At 36.6% G+C, this 3,295-nt stretch carries 3 protein-coding genes; all 3 read left to right on the top strand.

The genetic code is table 11. The features are described 5' to 3' along the window. Positions 1-59: 59 nt before the first annotated feature. Positions 60-827, top strand: a complete 768-nt coding sequence (locus G6069_RS07790) for a TerB family tellurite resistance protein (RefSeq protein WP_197293923.1) — start codon at positions 60-62, stop codon at positions 825-827. A gap of 24 nt (positions 828-851) precedes the next feature. Further along, the gene (locus G6069_RS07785; protein ID WP_197293922.1) at positions 852-2,747 is read left to right on the top strand and encodes a motility associated factor glycosyltransferase family protein; all 1,896 of its coding nucleotides are present in this window, start codon (positions 852-854) and stop codon (positions 2,745-2,747) included. 47 nt (positions 2,748-2,794) lie between these two features. Then, positions 2,795-3,295, top strand: a 501-nt coding sequence (locus G6069_RS07780) for a type I restriction endonuclease (RefSeq protein WP_197293921.1), incomplete at its 3' end; no start/stop codon positions are given.

The following is a 3,295-nucleotide window of genomic DNA, read 5'->3' as shown; positions in this document are numbered from 1 at the left end:
AGAGCAGGCAAAAACAAGACCTTAAAGAACAAATGAAAAAATACTCATAAAGGAAAAAAATGGAAATCATTTTATTAATTATTGCGGCGGTTGTGTTGTTTTATTTTTACAACACCCTCAAAGAATATTTGAAAAACCCCCTAAACCCTAAAACCAAAACCGAAGAATACGACTTGAAAAATGACCCCTATTTGTTAGCGCAATCTAGTCCCCTAGACAAATTCAAGCAAACCCAAACGGGCACGTATATGCGTCTTTTAAAGTTTTTAGACATTCAAAAAAACGCTTTGGATAACGCCTTAAGGACGCTTTTTATCCATGAATTAGAGCAGCCCTTAAACAGCGAACAGCAAAATTTAGCTAAAGAGCTTCTCAATGAGCCTGTGGATAAAAAAGAAAATTTTGAATCCTTATGCCAAGAAATCGCCGACCACACGCATGGAGAATACGCCAAACGCCTGAAATTAGTGGAATTTCTTATGTTATTAGCCTATGCTGATGGGATTTTGGATAACAAAGAAAAAGAATTGTTTTTAGACGTGGGGGCGTTTTTACAGATAGACAATCACGATTTTAACGAACTTTATGACAATTTTGAACGCTTCAATGCAATAGAAATCCCTATGTCTTTAGAAGAAGCAAAAAGTCTTTTTGAAATCCAAACTCACACCACCAAGCAAGATTTAGAGAAAAAAGCCCTGGATTTAAGCGTTCCCTACTACCACAAAATGAATGACAACAAACGCTACAGCGAACAAGATTTTATCTCTTTGAAAAAAATCGCCCTCGCTTCCCAACTCTTAGAAAATGCTTTAAAAGACTCATAGGGGTGTGATGAAAAAGGCCATTGAATGCCCTTTTTAAAAGCCCTAGCATCTTTTGATGCGCCCTTTTTAGAAAAAGAAATTTTAAAGCGTTTTAGGGATAATTTAGTTTTTTTCAAATCTTATAATCCCCATCTTTTTAACGCTCTCAATACGCCTTTTAAAAATTACCAATTGCTTTTTGAAAAAAACCATCTTAATCTCTTACACACGCCCACAAACGCTTTAAGCTACCCTAAAAATCAAATGATAGAAACCGCTTTCAACATGGCTTCTAACCCCCTGAATAACCCTAGATGGTCATTAGACAATAACCACCTCTCTTTACATTATTTAAAAACTCAAAACAACCCCAAACTCCCCCTAACCCTTAAAGCCACGCATACGATCTCAAACTTTTTAAATAATTATCAAACGCCTTGCTCTTTAAAGAAATTCTTACCCCCTACCATGATTTATGGCGTTTTAGACGGCTTGTTTTTAGCGATTTTACAGGCTCAAAATTACCGCTTCCATTCGCTTTATTTGTTTGAAGAAAATTTAGATTTGTTTAAAATCAGTTGTTATTTTGCGCGTTATGAAGATTTGATTAAAAAAGGGGCTAAACTCTTTATTCAAGGGTTTTTTAACCCTAATGAATTGAAAATGGATTTTTTGAAACGCCCTGTTACGCATTCTTTTTTAAAGCTAGAAATCATGCCCTATAAAAGCGCTTTTAATTTGCGCATGCGAGAAAACATTCAAAGCTATTACAAACAAGCCTTAAGGGGTTGGGGGAGTTTTGAAGACGAATTGCTAGGGTTAAAGAACACGCTTAAAAACTTACCCCTATACCAAACCCTAAAGATTAAACCTAAAAAGATTAACGCCCCTATTTGCGTGGTGGGTAATGGGCCAAGCCTGGATTTATTGTTAGATTTTTTAAAAGAAAATGAAGATAATTTCATTATTTTTTCATGCGGAACCGCTTTAAAGCCTTTAAAAACGCATGGCGTTAAAGTGGATTTTCAAATAGAAGTGGAGCGCATAGACTACCTTAAAGAGGTTTTAGAAAAAGCCCCCCTAGAAGACACCCCCTTAATGGGGGCTAACATGCTCAATCCTAACGCTTTTAATTTAGCCAAAGAAGCGTTAATGTTTATGCGTGGGGGGAGCGCTTGCGCGTATATAAGCCCTTTAAGCATAGAATACGCAGCGCCTTTTGTGGGCAATGCCGGGGTGGCTTTAGCGGGTTTGATGAGCGATGAAATTTATTTGTGCGCTTTAGATTGCGCTTATATCAAAGGGTTTAAAAAGCACGCTCAAAATTCCTATTATGGGGACGAAAAAGAAATTGACACTTCGTCTTTAATCAGCGTAGAGGGTAATGTTGAAAGTTATGAAACTTTTAGTGACTCGCTTTTTTTGCTCTCTAAAGAAAGGATTGAAGAAGCCCTTCATTATTACCAGCCTAAAAAAGTCTATAATTTGAGTTATGGGGCTAAAATCAAGCATGCTGTTAGCCTCAATCATTCTCAAGTAAAATTGAAACGTTCCGACAAACAAGACGCTATCGCTCGCATTAAAAGCATGTTTAATCCCCCCAATAACCATGCTAAGGATTTAAAAATTTTACAAAAAAATCTGATTCGTTTTAAAGAGGATTTTTTCACGCATTTAAACACGCCTTGCAAAACCAAGCAAGAAATATTTGAATGGGTGGATAGCTTGAGTGGGTTTTGCCAAACAGCCAGCGCTAAAACCCCTACTATAGGCATTTTATTTGAAGGGAGTGTGGCTCATATCTTACAAAGCGTCTTAATCGTTTCATTGCATCTTAACGAAAATGAGCTGACGCATTTTATCAATTATTCTCAAAACACCTTGAAACAATTCCTTAAAAAAGCTTGTTTGTTATTGCAAATGCAACTCAAACAACCATGATTTTCACTTTTACACTATAATAACAACCTTAAATCAAAGGGGTGTGCATGCCATACAATGAAATCACAAGGGTTCAAATCCCTGCCTTAATGCATTTAGCCGAGTTGGGCTATGATTTTATCTCTGCTAAAAATAAGCCTAAATTAGACACCGCCACCAATATTTTAACCGATAGTTTTACTCAAGCCTTTAACCAACTAAACCCAAACCCCACTAAAAACGCAAAAGATTCGCTGACTGAAATCAAAAAACGCTTGAATTACGATGATTTAGGCAAAAGCTTTTATGAATACTTGCTCAAAAGCGAGCATCAAATCATAGACTTTGATAACCCTAGCAACAATCTTTATGAAATGATGGCTGAATTAACCTACAAATCCCTAAGGCCTGATATAACTCTTTTTATCAACGGCTTGCCTTTGGTGAATATAGAAGTTAAGCAGCCTTACGCCAAAAAAGGCATTACAGAGGAAAGAGATCGCCACATCAAACGCTATGAAAACCCTGAAAACAAAGTTTTTTATAACCTCGCGCAAATCTGGCTCTTT

It is taken from the genome of Helicobacter pylori (genome assembly GCF_017594925.1).
Lineage (GTDB): Bacteria > Campylobacterota > Campylobacteria > Campylobacterales > Helicobacteraceae > Helicobacter > Helicobacter pylori_DP.
Note: the sequence above shows the minus strand (reverse complement) of the source record. Positions and strands in the feature narration are given on the sequence as shown.

Bases quoted from the DNA above. Each gene is read 5' to 3' on its own strand.
- G6069_RS07785 (WP_197293922.1), top strand. From the start codon at position 852: ATGCCCTTTTTAAAAGCCCTAGCATCTTTTGATGCGCCCTTTTTAGAA.
- G6069_RS07790 (WP_197293923.1), top strand. From the start codon at position 60: ATGGAAATCATTTTATTAATTATTGCGGCGGTTGTGTTGTTTTATTTT.